The sequence below is a fragment of the Simplicispira psychrophila DSM 11588 genome, from assembly GCF_000688255.1.
Taxonomy (GTDB): Bacteria; Pseudomonadota; Gammaproteobacteria; order Burkholderiales; family Burkholderiaceae_C; genus Simplicispira; species Simplicispira psychrophila.
On record NZ_JHYS01000002.1, the window covers coordinates 265,368 to 280,313 of the forward strand.

Genomic DNA, 14,946 nt, shown 5'->3' on the forward strand with positions numbered 1-14,946 from the left:
TACCGGGTATTCAACCCAGCAGCCGCTCGGGGTTGGCGCCGAGTTTGGCCAGCGCGTCGCGGGTGGCACGCACCGTGAGCCCTTCTTCTTCCTGCGCCACCAGCAGCCCCGTCTGCAGATAGGCACCCAGGCGGTGCAATTGGATCAGGTAGGTACTGCCATCCATGGCAGCAAACAGGTGCAACTGCTTGCGTTGGCTGTGCCAGGCGTACTGCACCTGCGCGCTGGCGCCGTTGTGGTCCAGCGTGAACCAGGTGCCCAGTGGTAGTTCATACGCCCACTGCACCATGCCCTCTTCGACCGGGGAATCGTTGTCAGCGATGACGTGGATGGAAGAGGCGTCGATGCCGAGCATCATCTCGATGCTGTCGGCGTCCAGCGGAAAATCACCCATCACGGCGTCGTCAATGAAGTCTTCCAGATTTTCCAGGCGCTTGGCCATGGCTTCGATGTGCTCCTGGGGAATCGCCGCTGTTTTAGACAGGAAAGCTTCTGCCAGCGTGTCGGTCAGTATCTTGAGCTGGGTGTCTTGCGCCGTTCCGGCGACACCTGTCAGGGCCAGACCCTGGCGCAGGCGCTGCAGCAGCCCCGGCAGCCCCTGGATGACCTGGGTCCGATCGCTGCGACTGGGCTTGGCACTGGCCGCCCACACCAGATCGGCGGCCGTGCGTTTGAACACCACGGTATCGGCGTGATGGGCGCCATCGCGTACGGCCGACAAGGCCAGCACTTCAGCCCAGAACTTGAACAGAAAATCCCGGATCTCCTCGCGCACCGGCATGTCTTTGAGCATGGTGCGCAGCTCGATGGTGTACTGGATGGCCAGGGTTTCGCGCTGTTCAATCTGCTGCGCTACGCTGACCAGCTGCGAGGTGGATTTTTTCTCGGTCAGGAAATGCGCCAGAAATTTCTCAAACTCATCCAGTACCAATTGAAATACACGTCGCCCGGTTTCCGGGTACTGCTCGATGACCTGCACCACGCGGCGGATTTCGGCCTCCAGCGCCCCACCGCTGACGGCGGTGGTATCAAAGCCCAGCACACACGATCCCATGCGGTCGATCAGCTGGCGTGCCGGGTGGTTGAGATTGCTGAAAAACTCGGGCTCGGCCAGCGCAACCCGCAGCACCGGCACCTGCAGGCGAGCAAACCATACCCGCACCGCGGACGGTATGCGGTCTTCTGCAAGAATGCTTTGAAACATGAGCGCCACCACCTCGATGATGGCTTTTTCGCTGTCGGTCGAGGCGGTCTGCTTGAATTTTTCCGAGCGCTGGCGCATGACCCCGGAGAGATGCGCCATGGCCGCCGGGCTGTAATCTTCGATGAACGAACCCATGGTGCTGTAGTAGGTTTCTGCCTGCACCCGGTGCGCAGCCAGGGCATGTACCAGCGCACTCGATGCAGGCGGCGGATGGACCATGTCATAGCCGGTGGCTGGCTGCGTCAGAAAACGGCGCAACTGGCCCATGACGCCCTGCGCGCGCTGGCGTGCGCGCGCTAGCGGCGTCAGGCCCGAGGGCTGCGGGTACGGCGCGCCTAGCTGGCCGCCCGTGGGACGTTGGCTGTGTTCTGGCAACAGGCGGCCGTATCCCGAAGCCATGGTCGCGGGGTGCGCTGGCGCCCGTGCGGCCTGCGACTGCTCCAGTGGCTGTGACACCAGACCGCCAAATCCGGTGCCTGACGGGCCCGCTGCTGCGGACCCCGCTGGACGCTGCACCCGTACGCGCAAATCCTGCTGGGGAGTGATGCCTTGTGCGGCCAGAAAATCGTTGCACTTCTGGTAGATGCGCTGCAACAGCTCTGCCAGGCTGCGCTGTAAAGGATCGATCACCAGTTGCAACTCGGCGCGTGTCAGCGCCACCTGTATCCATTGTTCTACCAGCGTCAGGCAGATGGCCTCGGGTCGCAGAATATCGGTGCTGACCAGTTCCCCTTCTAGGACTTGCATGCGCAGGCGCAAGGGGTCAAAAGTGGTGCTGACATGCTCCATCACGATCAGAGCGATGCGCGAGGCAATGATCTTGTTTTCCACCACATCGTCGCTGAGCAACGCAAAGTCCAGGGGGGGCGGAGCGTTCTGGCGTGAGTCTATGGCAGGCGCTAAACAAGCTTGCCAGGCTTTGGTCATACCTTGCACCCAGTTGGCACGGTGCTTCTGGTACGCCGACCAAGCGTCGCGGCGCTCCTGCATGTCGCGCTGCGTGCCGGTTTGCGACATCAGCTCAGTCAAAAAATCCAGAATTGCTTGGTCCACGCCAGCCATGCCGCCGCACAGCCCCTCCACCACCTGCTGGCGCACGGTGCTGGCCAGACGGCGCTGTAAAGGAGAGGGGGCGGGTGGGTGCATGGCTGGACAGGATAAACGCAGAAACGCCCAGAGCCGCGATCAGACGGTGGCGCCGGCGTTCGGGTCATCCGGATCTTGTGGTTCGCCTTCCTTGCGTACCGTTTTGACCAAATCTTCGCGCTTGACGCCCAGCCACATGGCAATCGAGGCGGCGACAAATACCGACGAGTAGATGCCAAACAGAATGCCCACCGTCAGCGCCAGTGCAAAGTAGTGCAGGCTCGGGCCACCAAAGAAGAACATCGACAACACCATCGCCTCGGTCGAGGCGTGGGTGATGATGGTGCGGCTCATGGTGCTGGTGATGGCGTGATCGATCACCTCGTGGGTGTTCATCTTGCGGTAGCGCCGGAAGGCCTCGCGGATCCGGTCAAAAATCACCACCGACTCGTTCACCGAATAGCCCAGCACCGCCAGCACGGCCGCCAGCACCGAGAGCGAAAACTCCCACTGGAAGAAGGCAAAAAAGCCCAAGATGATGACCACGTCGTGCAGATTGGCAATGATGGCGGCAACGCCAAACTTCCACTCGAAGCGCATTGCCAGATACACCACGATGCCGATGATCACCATGCCCAGTGCCATCAGGCCGCCATGCACCAGTTCTTCGCCCACCTGCGGGCCGACAAACTCGGTGCGGCGCAACGTGGCTTCGGCGTCCGCTGCCTTCAGCGCGCCAATCACCTGCTCGCTTTGCTGTGCCGAGGTCACGCCCTTTTGCACCGGCAGGCGAATCATCACGTCGCGCGCAGTGCCAAAATTTTGCACCTGCACATCGTTGTAGCCCAGCGCCGAGACGGTCGAGCGCACCTTGGCCAAGTCGGCCGGCTGGCTGTAAGCCACCTCCAGCACCGTGCCGCCGGTGAACTCCACCGACAGGTGCAGGCCGCGCGAGAACAGGAAGAACACGGCCAGCGCAAAGGTAATGAAGGAGATCGCGTTGAAAACCAACGCGTGCTTCATGAAAGGGATATCTTTTTTGATGCGGAAGAATTCCATGGTCTTCCTCCTTTAGTGAGACTTGGCCACGGCCGTGGTGGTCGTGGTGTCGGCGTCGGGTTTCCAGATCTGACCGATGGACACGCTCTTGAGTTTTTTCTTGCCGCCGTACCAGAGGTTGACCAGCCCGCGCGAGAAGAACACCGCCGAGAACATGCTGGTCAAAATACCAATGCAGTGCACCACGGCAAAGCCGCGCACCGGGCCGGAGCCAAAGGCCAGTAAGGCCAGGCCGACGATCAGTGTGGTCACGTTCGAGTCCAAGATGGTGGCCCAAGCGCGCTCGTAGCCGGCATGGATGGCCATCTGCGGTGAGGCGCCTTCGCGCAGCTCTTCGCGGATGCGCTCGTTGATCAGCACGTTCGAGTCAATCGCCACACCAATCGCCAGCGCCATGGCGGCAATGCCGGGCAGGGTCAGCGTGGCTTGCAGCATCGACAGCACCGACAGCAGCATCAGCACGTTGACGCCCAGTGCAAGGGTGGAGATCACGCCAAACAGCAGGTAGTACAGGCACATGAAAGTCGCCACCGCCAACAAGCCCCAGACCACGCTGTTGATACCGCGCTCAATATTGTCGGCACCCAGGCTCGGGCCAATGGTGTATTCCTCAATGATTTCCATCGGCGCAGCCAGCGAGCCAGCGCGCAGCAGCAAGGAGGTGTCGTTGGCTTCGGTCGAGGACATGCGGCCAGAAATCTGTACACGGCCACCGCCAATTTCGGCGCGGATCACCGGAGCCGTCACCACTTCGCCCTTGCCCTTTTCAAACAGCACGATGGCCATGCGTTTGCCGACGTTCTCGCGCGTGATGTCTTTGAAGATGCGCGAGCCCTTGGCGTCCAGCGTCAGGTTGACGGTGGCTTCCTGGGTCTGGCTGTCAAAGCCGGGCTGGGCGTCGGTCAGGTTCTCGCCGGTCAGCACCACCTGCTTCTTGACGATCACCGGCTGGCCATTGCGGTCGAGGTATTTTTCATCGCCAAACGGTACCGGGCCGGAGCCCATTTCCGCCGCGCGTGCCTCGGTACCTTCGTCCACCATGCGCACTTCCAGCGTGGCGGTACGGCCCAGAATGTCTTTGGCCTTGGCGGTGTCCTGCACGCCGGGCAGCTGCACCACGATGCGGTCCAGGCCCTGCTGCTGGATCACCGGCTCGGCCACGCCTAGCTCGTTGATACGGTTGTGCAGCGTGGTGATGTTCTGCTTGAGCGCCTGGTCCTGCACACGGCGTAGGGCTTCGGGCTTGATGGTGGCGGTGAGTCGGAACTCGCTGCCGTCGGCGCTGCTGGTGCTTTGCAGATCGGGGAACTGGTCGGCGATCAGATTGCGCGTGGCCAGTTGAGTGGCCTCATCGCGCACCCGTATGTCAATGGTCTGGCCATTGCGGCTGATGCCGCCGTGGCGAATATTCTTGTCGCGCAAGGCGCTGCGGATATCGCCAGCGTACGACTCGGCCTTTTTGGTCAGCGCCGCCTGCATGTCCACCTGCAGCATGAAATGCACGCCACCGCGCAAGTCCAGGCCCAGGTACATCGGCGCGGCATGGATGGCGGTCAGCCAGGCGGGCGAACGCGATACCAGATTGAGCGCGACGATATACATCGGGTCCGACGGATCGGGCACCAGTGCCTTCTGAATGGCGTCCTTGGCCTTGAGCTGGGTGTCGGGCGTGTCAAAACGCGCCCGCACCGAGGTGCCTTCCAGACCGATCAGGTCGGGCTTGACGCCGGCGGCGTCCAAGGCGGACTGCACGCGTTGCAGCACCGCCGTATCGACCTTGACGGTGGCTTTGGCCGAAGACACCTGCACAGCTGGCGCCTCACCAAAAAAATTGGGCAGGGTGTACAAAATCCCCACCAACAGCGCGACCACAATGATCGCGTACTTCCAGACCGGGTAACGGTTCATGATCGCGCTTCTACCTCAGGAACAATGGACGCAGCGTACCGGCTGGCGCGCCGCAAAAACAGGGCGCAGCCCTTTATTTGAGGGAGCCTTTGGGCAGCACTTGGGCCACGGCCTGGCGCTGCATTTGCACTTCGACGCCATTGGCAATTTCGACATACACATATTGGTCAGTGATGCGCGCAACCCGGCCCATGATGCCGCCGCCAGCCACCACTTCATCGCCCTTGCCCAGCGCATCGATCATGGCGCGGTGCTCTTTCTGGCGTTTCATCTGGGGCCGGATCATGACGAAGTACAGCACCAGAAACATCAGCACCAGCGGCAACATGCCGGTGATGGTGGACATCATGTCGCCGCCTGCCGCCGCAGCAGCAGGGGCAGTTTGGGCAAAAGCAGAAGAAATCAGCACGGGGGAACTCCAACAGAGGGGGCTAAACGAAAAACGCCTGACCCGACTGGCGTGGGAACGCCGGCCGGGCCGGAAAGGAAAGATTGTATGCGGCGCCCTGCACGCTGTCGCCGGGCACCCCTGGCGACCGGATGGAGGGACAGAAAAATAGGTCAAAAAGGCTTGTATCCCTTATTTAGCAAGCGCTCATAGCTATTTTTTTAATAGCTTGTGGTGCTTGCTCCTGGCGCTCAGGCTGCAGCCTGCAGGGGTGTTGGCTGGCGCCACTGTGCCATCAGGCCGACCCATTTGGCGCGTGCGGCGACCAGATGGCGCTCCTTGACATGGCCGTAGCCGCGAATGTCTTCGGGGATGCGCGCAATGCTTGCCGCCAGCGCCAGCCGCTCGGCGGTGAGGCCGGTCAGCAGTTCGTCGATACAGGCGCGGTATTCGGCAATCAGCGCACGCTCCATTTGGCGTTCCTCGGTTTTGCCGAAGATATCGAGTGCCGTGCCACGCAAACCTTTCAGGCGCGTCAGCACGCCAAAGGCGCTGCGGACCCAGGGGCCAAACGACTTTTTGACCAGCTCGCCCTGGTCGTTCCTCTTGGCTGTCAGCGGCGGCGCCAGGTGGTGGACGATCTTGTAATCGCCCTCGAACAGGTCGGCGATCTTGTCGGTGAAGGCTTGATCGGTGTGCAGCCGCGCCACCTCGTATTCGTCCTTGTAGGCCATCAGCTTGAACAGGTAGCGCGCCACGGCTTCGCTGAACTGCGTGCTGCTGCCGAGTTTGGCTTCGGCGGCTTGGACCTTGGCCACAAACGCCACATAGTCGGCCGCATAAGCGGCGTTCTGGTAGCCGGTGAGGAATTCGGTGCGCAGCGCCACGGTGCTGGCCAGCGTCGGTTTTTTGACGAACGCGATGACTTGCGTCGGTTGCAGTAGTTTTTGCACCGCCGCCAAGTCGTTCGCGCAGCGCCGGCCCCACTCAAACGCTGCCTGGTTATTGGCGACCTGCACGCCGTTCAACTCCATCGCACGCATCAGCGCGGCGAGCGACAGCGGAACACGGCCCTTTTGCCAGGCAAAGCCGAGCAGCAGCGGGTTGGTGTAAATGCTGTCGCCCAGCGCTTGTACTGCTACCTGCTCGGCATCAAAACTGCCCACTCCTTCAGCGCCGACTGCAGCGGCGACGGCGCTCTCGCACTGGCCACCGGGAAACTGCCAGTCCGGATTGGTCACAAAGGCCGCGGTCGGCGTGCCATGCGTGTTCAGCGCCACATAGGTGCGGCCCGGTTGCATCACCGCCAGCGTGGCTTTGTTGGCGGCGACGATGGAGTCGCAGCCAATCACCAGGTCGGCCTTGGCGGTATCGACCTTGGTGGTGTAGATGGCTTCGGGCGTGTTGGCGATCTGGATATGGCTCCAGGTGGCGCCGCCCTTTTGCGCCAAGCCGCCAGCGTCTTGCGTGATCACGCCCTTGCCGTCCAAGTGCGCCGCCATGCCCAATAGCGAGCCAATGGTGATGACACCGGTGCCGCCGACACCGCCGACGACGATGCCCCAGGCCGCGTCAGCGTTGGGCAGCGTGGGCAGGGGGATGGCCGGCAGACTGGATAACAAGTCGCTCTTCTTTTCCTTCTTCGGCTTTTTCAGTTGGCCGCCTTCGATGGTGACAAAGCTGGGGCAAAAACCGTTGACGCAGGAATAGTCCTTGTTGCAGGTGCTTTGGTTGATGCGGCGCTTGCGGCTCAGTGGGGTTTCGACCGGCTCCACGCTCAGGCAGTTGCTTTTAGTCGAGCAGTCGCCGCAGCCCTCGCACACCGCCTCGTTGATGACCACCACCTTGTCGGGTGTGGCGAGCTGGCCGCGTTTGCGGCGCCGGCGCTTTTCGGTGGCGCAGGTCTGGTCGTAGATCAGTACGCTGCAGCCTTGAACCTCGCGCAGCTCGCGTTGCAGGCGGTCCAGCTCATCGCGGTGGTGCACCGTGACGCCGGTGGCTAGCGGCGCGCCGGCGTATTTCTCCGGTTCGTCGGTGACGATGAGGAGTTTTACGGCGCCCTCGGACAGCACGCTGTTCATGATCTGCAGCACCGAATGGCCCTCGGGCCGCTCGCCGACCTGTTGGCCGCCGGTCATGGCGACGGCGTCGTTATAGAGAATCTTGTAGGTGATGTTGACGCCGGAGGCAATGCTCTGGCGGATCGCCAGCAGGCCGCTGTGGAAGTAGGTGCCGTCGCCCAGATTGGCGAACACATGCGCCTCCTTGGTGAACGGTGCCTGACCCACCCAGGTCACGCCCTCGCCGCCCATTTGTGTGAAGGTGCTGGTCGATCTGTCCATCCACACCGTCATGTAGTGGCAACCAATGCCGGCCACGGCGCGGCTGCCTTCGGGTACGCGCGTGCTGGTGTTGTGCGGACAGCCGCTGCAAAACCAGGGCGCGCGCTCGGTGCTGGTCTGGCTTTGCACCTCAATCAGCGCGCGCTCCTTGGCGTCCAGGACAGCCAGACGGCTGTCCATGCGCGCAGCAATGTCGCTGGGCACGCCCAGCTTGTGCAGGCGCTTGGCAATGGCGCGCGCAATGATGGCCGGCGTCAGATCGGCCTTGGCGCGCAGCAGCCAATTTTCGCTAGGATTTGAGCGCGACCATTCGCCGCCGGAGGCATCGCCTTCTGGCTCATCAAACTTGCCCAGCACCGTGGGGCGCACATCAGCGCGCCAGTTGTACAGCTCTTCCTTGAGCTGGTATTCGATGACCTGGCGCTTTTCTTCGACCACCAAAATCTCTTGCAGACCTTGGGCAAAGTCACGCGTGATGGTGGCTTCGAGCGGCCAGACCACGTTGACCTTGTGCAGGCGGATGCCCAGCTGGCGGCAGGTGGCGTCGTCCAGCCCCAGATCGACCAGCGCTTGGCGCGTGTCGTTGTAAGCCTTGCCGCTGGCGATGAGGCCGAAGCGATCCTGCGGGCTTTCAATGACGTTGTAGTTCAGTTTGTTGGCGCGCACATAGGCCAGCGCCGCGTACCACTTGTAGTCCATCAGCCGTGCTTCTTGTTCCAGCGGCGCGTCCGGCCAGCGGATGTGCAGGCCGCCGGGCGGCATGGCGAAGTCTTCGGGTAGGACGATCTTGACCCGGTCGGGATCGACCAGGATGCTGCTGGACGACTCCACCACCTCCTGAATCGTCTTCATGCCCGACCACAGGCCGGAAAAACGGCTCATGGCAAAGGCGTGCAGCCCCATGTCGAGGATGTCTTGCACATTGCTCGGGAAGAACACCGGCGTGCCACAGGCCTTGAAGATATGGTCGCTTTGGTGCGCCGCCGTGCTGCTCTTGCTGATGTGGTCGTCGCCGGCAATGGCAATCACACCACCGTGCTTGGCCGTGCCGGCCATGTTGGCGTGCTTGAACACGTCCGAGCAGCGGTCCACGCCTGGGCCTTTGCCGTACCAGATGCCAAACACGCCATCGTATTTTTTGCTCTGCGGGTACAGATCGAGCTGCTGCGTGCCCCAGACGGCGGTGGCGCCCAGTTCTTCATTCACGCCCGGCTGAAAGACGATGTGGTTGTCGGCCAGGTGTTTTTTGGCGGCCCACAGCGCTTGGTCGTAGGTGCCGAGCGGGCTGCCGCGGTAGCCGCTGATGAAGCCGGCGGTGTTGAGGCCTGCGGCGGCGTCGCGCTGGCGCTGCAGCATCGGCAGACGCACCAAGGCTTGCACGCCGCTCATGAAGGCGCGGCCTTGCGGCAGGGCGTATTTGTCGTCGAGCGAGACGGTTTCGAGGGCCTTGCGGACGGATTCGGGCAAAGGGGCGTTCATGGGTGTGTCTCCGGGGGGGGCGTGCGGGGTAACGGCCTTGTAGGTCGGTGGTGGGCACGCAAATAGGCGCAGATAAGGCAAGGAGTTTAGGCAGCTTGGCGCGACAAGTGCTTGCGTTTTCGTGCCATGTTTACCCTTGTTTTGGCAATAATCTTTCTTAAAATAGCCAAATAATGAACAGTCTTGACAAATTTGACATCGCCATCCTGCACGAGCTACAGCAGGATGCGCGCCTGACCAATGCCGAACTGGCGCAGCGCGTCGGCCTGTCGGCTGCGCCCTGCTGGCGCCGCGTGCGTGCGCTGGAGCAGGCCGGCTACATCCGCGGTTACCGCGCTGAAATCGACCGCCACAAGATCGGTCTGGGCGTGCTGGCCTTTGTGCGCCTGGACGCCGACCGCAGCACCGGCAACCTGACCCGCGCCATGGAAGAGGCCATCCGCCAAATCCCCGAAGTGGTGTCGTGTCACTACATCAGCGGTACCGGCACTTTTGAGCTACAGGTAGTGGCACGCGACTTGGCGAGCTTCTCGCAGTTCGCGCGCGAGGTGCTGCTGAACTTGCCGAACGTGAAAGACATGCACACCAGCTTCTCGCTCGGTGAAGTCAAGGCCGGCGGCGCGCTGCCGCTGGCGCATCTTTTTTGATAGCTGCTAGCGCAGGTATCAAAAGGGCTACAGGCCCATTTGACGCAAAATTACCGCGGCCACAGCGCCCACAGCCGCAGCCCTTGCTTGAGCCGCCCAGCAATGTCACCGGCTTCTCGCCCCCAGCCGGTGAAATAGTCGGCGCGCACGGCGCCGATGATGGCGCTGCCGGTGTCCTGCGCCAGCACCAGACGCTGGAACTGGCCAGCCGGGCCGCTCGAGGCCAACCACACCGGCGTGCCGTAGGGAATGCTTTGCCGGTCCACGGCAATCGAGCGCCCGGGCGTCAGTGCCACGCCCTGCGCGCCTTTGGGGCCGAACTGGGTGTCCAGCCCGGTCAGCGGCTCTTCCCGAAAGAACACATAGCGCGGGTTGCTCCACAGCAGTTCGTTGACGCGATCCGGATTGGTGGCGATCCAGGCGCTGATGCCGGGCCAGGTGGCGTCGCGGACCAGATTTTGGTCGAGTAGCCAGCGGCCAATGCTTTTATAGGGCTGCTCGTTGGTGCCGGCAAAGGCCACCCGCACCAGCCGCACACTGCCATCGGGCTCAGCGATGCGCAGGCGTCCCGAGCCTTGGATGTGCAGCACCATGGCCTCGACCGGGTCGGCCAGCCAGGCAATGGCGCGACCCTGCAAGGCGACTTGTGCCTGCGGCAGGGTCTCGATTTCCTGGCGCGTGTACCAAGGCTGGCGTGCCATCAGTCCAGGCGGCAGGCGGTACAGCGGTATGTTGTAGCCATTGCCGGGCAGGCGTGCGGCGTCCAGTTGTGGTTCGTAATAGCCGGTCAGCAGGCCATCGGCACTGCCGCTGGCGGCTTCGACCCGGTAAGGCTGCAGCCGCTGCAGCATCCAGGCGCGCTGTTCCTGGGCCGAGCCAATGCTCAGGCGCCGCACCTCGGGGCACAGCCGGGCAAAGGCAGCGGGCGGGCGTTCGCAACTGCGCACCCAGGCATTCCAGGCTTCGTGCAGCGCGTCGTCGGAGAACCCTGGGAGCTCCTCCCAGCCCACCGCCACCCAGCGGCTGGCGGGTTGGCCGATGGTGGGTGGCAGGCGCCCGGTGGTCAACGGTGCAGGCACCGAGGGTGCCGCAGGAAACAGGGGTGCTGAGGGCGAAGACGGTGGCGGCGTTGAGCAGGCGGCCAGCGTTCCTACAATCAAGGCTGCTAGGACATGGCGCAGGAGTGCAAATTTCATGGTTCTGATTTTGCTTGAAGCGCTGCTGGCGCTGTTGGTTCTGGTGCTGATCGTCTGGTGGACGATGTTTTCCGGCCGCAAAGGCGGCGAGCCGACGGTGCTGCCCCGAGACGATTCCCCGCCACCACCCGCGCCACCACCGCACTGATGCGGCGTTGAGGCGGCGCCGTGGTTGCGCCGCTGTCCTACAGATCGGTAGGCCGGGCAGCGTTACATTTTTTGTTATCTACAGGGGCAGTTTGCTTCCTGAACCGCTATTTCATATCCGACAGGAGTCTCCCCATGCGTACAAAAATGATTCTCGGCGCTGCCGCAGCAGCTATCTTCATCAGTGGCTGCGCCGACATGAACATGAGCGACACCCAACGGCGCACCGCCACGGGCGCCGGTGTGGGCGCGCTGGCCGGCGCGGTGCTCAGTTCTGCTACCGGTGGCCGCGCTGGCACCGGCGCTCTGGCCGGTGCTGCAGTGGGGGGCCTTGGCACCTACATCTGGTCGCAAAACATGGAAAAGCAAAAGCGCGAAATGGAACAGGCTACCCAGGGCACCGGCATCAACGTGTCGCAGACAGCTGACAACCAGCTGAAGATGGACATCCCCAGCGACATCTCGTTTGACACCGGTCGCTCGGACATCAAGGGCAACTTTGCCCCGATTCTGGACCGCTTTGCCGCGGGCCTGCGCGACAACCAGAACACCGATCTGCGCATCGTGGGTCACACCGACAACACCGGCAGCGACGCCATCAACAACCCGCTGTCGGTCGAACGTGCTGTCAGCACGCGCAACTACCTGACGATGCGCGGCGTCAGCGGTTCGCGCATTCACGTCGATGGCCAAGGCTCGTACCAGCCGATTGCTTCCAACGCCACGGCCAGCGGCCGCGCACAAAACCGCCGTGTGGAAATTTTTGTCGGCGAACGTCAGCGTTAAATATTTTCCGGCTGATTTTTAGCCAGCGCGCCACTTTTTGAGTGGCGCGCTTTTTTGTGTGTGCACCCCAACGGCTCAAGCCAAGGCTGGAGTTGCCTCCCTTTCACGGACACCTTCTTGTTTCTCAAGAAGGTGTCCAAGAGGCCTCATCCCAAGCCACCATATTCAGCGCAATTTCGCCAAGGAGTTCAACTGCCACACCACCTGCATCTGCAGTTGGGTGCGCAAATCCGGCACCATCGCTCCCCTGGCTGTGCCAAGTGCAAAGGGAGCGTGACCTATGGGCAAAGGCTACGGCCTGCCGCATCCGTGCTGAACGGGCCGACGCTGGCATAACGGCCAGTCGCAAACGCATTGCACGCCTGCTGCGCAACGGTTGAATCCGCCCAATACATCCGCATCGCCTTTGGCAACCGGTGCAAGGAGATGGGAGGGCGCCCCTCCATGGCACGGTGGGCGATGCCTATGACAACGCCATGGCCGATAGATTCTTTGCCAGCTTGGAATGTGAGCGCATTGCGCGGCGTACCTGCAAGACCAAGACCGAGGCCAGATGGGCTGTGTTGACTGGGATTGAAACTTGGTACAACCCACGCCGACAATCATTACCCGATTCAGTCCAAGAAAAGGATTGAGATCCAGAAGTCACATGTGTCCGTGGAAACGGGGTAACTCCAAATGCATGTTGGATGGACTTGCCAAGTCGCTGTATTTGCTTTGTCAGGGCGATATTATTTTAAGAAAAGGAATTTTTCTTAAAATAATAATAAATACGTATGATAATAAAAATGTAATAAGCGCGGTCGCGGGTATGCTAATGGCCGGATTTCCGCTAAATCCACTTATGGTAAATCCCAAGTCACCTTTTTTAAGCAGATAGATAAAAATGACATGGATTAGATAAATCCCTAAACTGGCCGAAGACAATGAATTTATTATAAGTAATAGCTTTTCGTTAGAGAGAAATTTTACTTTGCCAACTGAATATTTTATAAGTATAAATGTGGCTGCAGACGTCAAGATAACGTTCGGCGTCAGATAGCCATAAAAATAATCATTAAAAATCCCCTTGTTTCTTAAGGTGAGAAAATAGGTCCCCAGGGCAGTAATAGCAATGCTTGTAAAGAACAGCAAGGCGGCATACAGCGCTCTTGTTTTTATTATTTCTATTTTTCCTAAAAAAAATCCAAGAACTAAATATCCGGAATATCCTGATATAGCTAAAAAATCAATTCTACTTTTAATCCCTGTGGCTTGCTCTAAAAATGGAATAATTGCTACGGCAATAAACCATACTACAAGATAATAATGAATGAGGCCGCTATAAGAATTTCCTACCATCACTCTCAAAATAGGTAAAAATAAATAAATACCGATAATTACGTATAAAAACCACAAATGGTAGTAGGTTGGAGATAAAGCCAGACTATAAAAAGAATAATAAGATATTTCCCCCATGCCTTCGTAGTATTTTTTCCAGAAAATGTAAATAATTGACCAAGCGACTAAAGGTATAAGAACCTTGTTGACTCGCTTTATAAAAAACATCTTTAATGGTTCTATTTTTTCAAGTAAAAGACAGCCTGAAATCATTAGAAATAAAGGAACGCTCATTCGCACTATGGAATCATATATATTCCCTGTCATCCAGTGTGCTGCTGGTATTTCATTGTGCTGGTAGAGCAATGGCGCAGCAGAATGCAGAAGAACAACGCTGAAGGTTGCCACGACTCTGATGTAATCAATCCAAATATATTTATTGTTTGAGGTCACTTGAGATACCTTCATTTTGTCAAGCGCTTGGAGTTTTAGATTATGGTAGTAGCACATACCGTTGTTTTTGGCGGATGGCTGCTGCAGATCGTACTGGCCCCGCGTTGTGGTGATGTCTCTTGATATGCTTTGTTGCATAAATTCATTCTTTGCCACCGATAAGTGGCTTGGATGCGTAAACACCAGAAGATGTAAACACGCTCAGCGCAAGACAACTACAAGACAAATAAAAGGACCGACCACTGCAAGTGGCAAGTCCGATCAGCTGCTCTGGGGCCCGCTCTACGCGGGCATGGTGCTGCACAGCAGTGCCAGCGTGCCGGCCACCTTTGGTGCGCGCCTGCTGTTTGAGGCCGAGCTGCTGGTGCGCGGCAAAAGTGCCGCTATCAACCAGGCCAAAACGCCCATGCAGGTGCTCGCCGCCATGGACCAGGTCATTCCCTTTATCGAGCTGCCCGACCTGATCGTGCAGGCGCCGTCCAAGCTGAAGCAAGCCGGTCGGTCGGGGTGATCCAGGGGTGTCTCTCGGTCTGCATGGCTGGTTGAACTCCTAAATAAATAGCTGCAAGCGCAGGTTAAATCGGCATTTCAAGCATATTCACTACTGAATTGATTGATAGGCGTGCGGTTATAGCTATTAATTTTGTATTGCCTCCAACGCCACCGCCACCGGCCATGCGCAAAACGGCTGCGTGGAAATTTTCGTCGGCGAGCGTCTGCGCTGAAATCCGCAGACAGAGCGATCGAATGGGCGCTTGGCTGCGATTGTTTGGTCTCCATTTGATGGAGATCAGCCGGACGGGGTGGGGGATGCTGCAAATGCCGGGTTACGCTGCGATAACCCGATCCCGCGAGATGCGTGTAGATCCTGAATTGATAGCTGCAACCGCACGTTAAATCGCGCTTTGGAGCATTTCTACTACTAGAATTA

General features: G+C 59.7%; 10 protein-coding genes and 2 pseudogenes. 5 read left to right on the forward strand and 7 right to left on the reverse strand.

The annotated features are described in order from the left end of the window. Positions 1–10 precede the first annotated feature (10 nt). From Q390_RS0103295 to Q390_RS0103315, 5 genes are all read right to left on the reverse strand, one after another. The gene (locus tag Q390_RS0103295) at positions 11–2,350 is read right to left on the reverse strand and encodes a DUF1631 domain-containing protein (RefSeq protein WP_027994796.1); all 2,340 of its coding nucleotides are present in this window, start codon (positions 2,348–2,350) and stop codon (positions 11–13) included. Between the two features lie 39 nt (positions 2,351–2,389). Continuing rightward, positions 2,390–3,349 (reverse strand): protein translocase subunit SecF, encoded by a 960-nt coding sequence (gene secF / locus Q390_RS0103300; protein ID WP_027994797.1) that lies wholly within the window; start codon positions 3,347–3,349, stop codon positions 2,390–2,392. Between the two features lie 12 nt (positions 3,350–3,361). Continuing rightward, positions 3,362–5,257: a protein translocase subunit SecD gene (gene secD, locus Q390_RS0103305; protein ID WP_027994798.1), complete on the reverse strand. Its 1,896-nt coding sequence runs from the start codon at positions 5,255–5,257 to the stop codon at positions 3,362–3,364. 73 nt (positions 5,258–5,330) lie between these two features. Next, positions 5,331–5,666, reverse strand: coding sequence for a preprotein translocase subunit YajC (yajC, locus tag Q390_RS0103310; protein WP_027994799.1), 336 nt, complete (start codon positions 5,664–5,666; stop codon positions 5,331–5,333). Positions 5,667–5,896: 230 nt separating this feature from the next. Next, on the reverse strand, positions 5,897–9,466 hold the full coding sequence (locus tag Q390_RS0103315; protein WP_027994800.1) for an indolepyruvate ferredoxin oxidoreductase family protein: 3,570 nt from the start codon (positions 9,464–9,466) through the stop codon (positions 5,897–5,899). A gap of 173 nt (positions 9,467–9,639) precedes the next feature. Between Q390_RS0103315 and Q390_RS0103320 the strand changes: the two genes are divergently transcribed. Further along, on the forward strand, positions 9,640–10,113 hold the full coding sequence (locus Q390_RS0103320) for an Lrp/AsnC family transcriptional regulator (protein ID WP_027994801.1): 474 nt from the start codon (positions 9,640–9,642) through the stop codon (positions 10,111–10,113). A 50-nt stretch (positions 10,114–10,163) separates the two neighbouring features. Here the strand turns inward: Q390_RS0103320 and mltA are convergent, their stop codons facing one another. Next, positions 10,164–11,375, reverse strand: a complete 1,212-nt coding sequence (gene mltA / locus Q390_RS0103325; protein ID WP_027994802.1) for a murein transglycosylase A — start codon at positions 11,373–11,375, stop codon at positions 10,164–10,166. On the opposite strand from mltA, the gene Q390_RS20090 reads away from it, so the two are divergent. The 3 genes and pseudogenes from Q390_RS20090 to Q390_RS20260 all read left to right on the forward strand — a co-directional run. Next, entirely contained in the window at positions 11,308–11,457 is a 150-nt protein-coding gene (locus Q390_RS20090) for a hypothetical protein (protein WP_169737259.1), read from the forward strand. The two genes, mltA and Q390_RS20090, sit on opposite strands and share 68 nt — an antisense overlap. A gap of 134 nt (positions 11,458–11,591) precedes the next feature. Further along, entirely contained in the window at positions 11,592–12,242 is a 651-nt protein-coding gene (locus Q390_RS0103335; protein WP_027994803.1) for a YiaD family glycine zipper/OmpA-like lipoprotein, read from the forward strand. Between the two features lie 387 nt (positions 12,243–12,629). Beyond that, positions 12,630–12,877: pseudogene (locus tag Q390_RS20260) on the forward strand (hypothetical protein); the annotation flags it as partial. 85 nt (positions 12,878–12,962) lie between these two features. Here the strand turns inward: Q390_RS20260 and Q390_RS0103340 are convergent. After that, complete coding sequence (locus Q390_RS0103340) at positions 12,963–14,171, reverse strand: acyltransferase (protein ID WP_245606851.1); 1,209 nt, start codon at positions 14,169–14,171, stop codon at positions 12,963–12,965. A 100-nt stretch (positions 14,172–14,271) separates the two neighbouring features. On the opposite strand from Q390_RS0103340, the pseudogene Q390_RS0103345 reads away from it, so the two are divergent. Continuing rightward, a pseudogene (locus Q390_RS0103345) lies at positions 14,272–14,514 on the forward strand (2-keto-4-pentenoate hydratase); the annotation flags it as partial. Positions 14,515–14,946 lie beyond the last annotated feature (432 nt).

Excerpts from the sequence above, each read along its gene's own strand:
- Q390_RS0103295 (WP_027994796.1), bottom strand. The coding sequence starts at position 2,350 with ATGCACCCACCCGCCCCCTCTCCTTTACAGCGCCGTCTGGCCAGCACC.
- secF (WP_027994797.1), bottom strand. The coding sequence starts at position 3,349 with ATGGAATTCTTCCGCATCAAAAAAGATATCCCTTTCATGAAGCACGCG.
- secD (WP_027994798.1), bottom strand. The coding sequence starts at position 5,257 with ATGAACCGTTACCCGGTCTGGAAGTACGCGATCATTGTGGTCGCGCTG.
- Q390_RS0103315 (WP_027994800.1), bottom strand. The coding sequence starts at position 9,466 with ATGAACGCCCCTTTGCCCGAATCCGTCCGCAAGGCCCTCGAAACCGTC.
- Q390_RS0103320 (WP_027994801.1), top strand. The coding sequence starts at position 9,640 with ATGAACAGTCTTGACAAATTTGACATCGCCATCCTGCACGAGCTACAG.
- Q390_RS20090 (WP_169737259.1), top strand. The coding sequence starts at position 11,308 with ATGGTTCTGATTTTGCTTGAAGCGCTGCTGGCGCTGTTGGTTCTGGTG.
- Q390_RS0103335 (WP_027994803.1), top strand. The coding sequence starts at position 11,592 with ATGCGTACAAAAATGATTCTCGGCGCTGCCGCAGCAGCTATCTTCATC.